Source organism: Agathobaculum sp. Marseille-P7918, assembly GCF_900625105.1.
GTDB lineage: Bacteria > Bacillota > Clostridia > Oscillospirales > Butyricicoccaceae > Agathobaculum.
In genome coordinates this window covers 1-1806 of sequence record NZ_UYYD01000029.1, presented here as the reverse complement: position 1 = coordinate 1806, position 1806 = coordinate 1, and the positions used below count along the sequence as shown (strand labels likewise).

Annotated in this window: 1 protein-coding gene and 1 pseudogene; both read right to left on the bottom strand. The window is 63.0% G+C overall.

Annotated elements, in window-relative coordinates:
- Window positions 1-89: 89 nt before the first annotated feature.
- Window positions 90-1409, bottom strand: a complete 1320-nt coding sequence (locus EJL02_RS13995) for a replicative DNA helicase (RefSeq protein WP_164510448.1) — start codon at window positions 1407-1409, stop codon at window positions 90-92.
- Window positions 1400-1806: pseudogene (locus tag EJL02_RS13990) on the bottom strand (hypothetical protein); the annotation flags it as partial. The gene EJL02_RS13995 and the pseudogene EJL02_RS13990, both read right to left, overlap by 10 nt.

Below are 1806 nucleotides of genomic sequence, written 5' to 3'. Positions count from 1 at the left end.
GCCGTCCGGGATCTCCGCCCACGACACGCCCTTGACGCCCCAGTTTCCGTTCGGCTCCCGGTAAATCAACTTGCTCATGTATGTACCTCCTATGCGGTCTCGATTTTCGTCTGTTTGTACGGGTCGTCCTCCATCTGGACGACCTGCGCCTCGTCAAAGCCGTCCCACTGCTCGACGAACCGCTGATAGCGTCCCTCGAACCAGAACGGCAGCGTGCGGCGCGAACCGTCGCGGTTTTTCGCAATCTTGATGACGCGCAGCTGATCGGCGTCGCACGCTTTGAACTGTTCCGGCGTTTTGAGTTTCTTCCGATCCGGCGCGCCAATGCGCAGCACCGCGTCCGCGTCCTGCAAGATCTGTCCCGAGCCGCGCAGGTCGCCCGACCGGTTGAGCTGGCTCAGCGCCAGCACCACCCGCCCCGACCGCGTCAGCTGCTGCAGCGTCTTGGTGCTATGCGTGATCGTGGTGTACTCATCCGAGCGCGGGTCGGACGGCTCGATCAGCTGCAGGTAGTCGATGATGGCGACGTCGGTGCGCGTCGCCTTGACGTCGGCCGCGATCTGCTCGGCCGTGCAGCCGCTCGCATGCACGATGCGAAACGGCAGGTTGAGCAGCTTGGCCTTGGCCCGCGCCTGCATTTCCAGCTCGGGCGCGGTGAACCGGTGCGCCTTGATGTGCCCCAGATCGACCAGGGCGGTGCGCGCCATGATGCGCTGCATCAGACGGCGCTTGTCCGTCTCGAGCGTGTAAAACGTCACGCGCGCCTGCCGCGCGAGCGCCACCGCAACCGACAAGGCAAACGCGGTCTTACCGGCCGACGGCTCGGCAGACAGGATGACATACTGCCCGAGGTTCAGCTCGGTTTCGAGCGCCTGCGTGACCGACGGGAAGCCCCAGTCGAGGAACTTCGGCCGCTCGTCCATCTGGGAAAAGTAGTCCAGCAGCAGCGCGTTCATGTCGCTGCCGCGGTCCTCATTGCCGGATGCCAACACGGTCTGCATGCGCTCGACCAGCGCAGCCACCTCAGGCAGCGGCGCAGCGTAGGCGATGCTTGACCGCGTCTCGTGCAGCAGCGTGTCCAGTCGGTAGCGGATCGCGCAGTCGCGCAGCTGACGGATGTAGGCGGCACAGTTGCTGGGGGTCATCATCATATCGGCCAAGTCCTTGACCAGCTGCATGTACTCGGTGCCGCACGCGGCGCGCACGGTGTATGGGTCGATCTGGTCGTTCCGGGCGAACATCGCCCGGCAGGTGTCGAAGATGTACCGACGCTCGCCGTTGAGGAAATCCTCCGAGCGCACCTGCCGGAACACGTCGGCGGCGTTCATCGGCGCGTCCGCAATCAGCGCGCCGAGTACGCTTTGCTCGGCGTCGTTGTACAGTTTGAGCGCCTCGTCTGTCAAAGCCATGTGTACTCGTCCTCCTTGCGCTCGGGCGGCGTCGGCGGCGTGGGGCTGCCGTCCGGCTCGTCCTCCCAGCGGCGACCGTTCAGCCATGTCGCCGGGTTGGGCACATAGCGGCCACCGTCCTTGGTCCACTGCTCGGACTGCGACTGCCACTGCAAAGCCGCCAGCATCTTATCCAGCAGCGCCCGGTCGACTTTCAGCCGGTCGAACGCCCGGCGCGCCGGTTTTTTGGCGACGTGCTTCGGGTAAGCTGCCCAGAATGCATCAAACAGCCCGTCGTCCCCCTTGGGGACTATAGGGGTATTATTCTTACTTGTATTATTCTTCCTATTATATTGGTAGAAGTTTTCTTCCATAGGGTCAGGAAGTTTTTTGCTATACCTATGGAAATTTTCTTCTA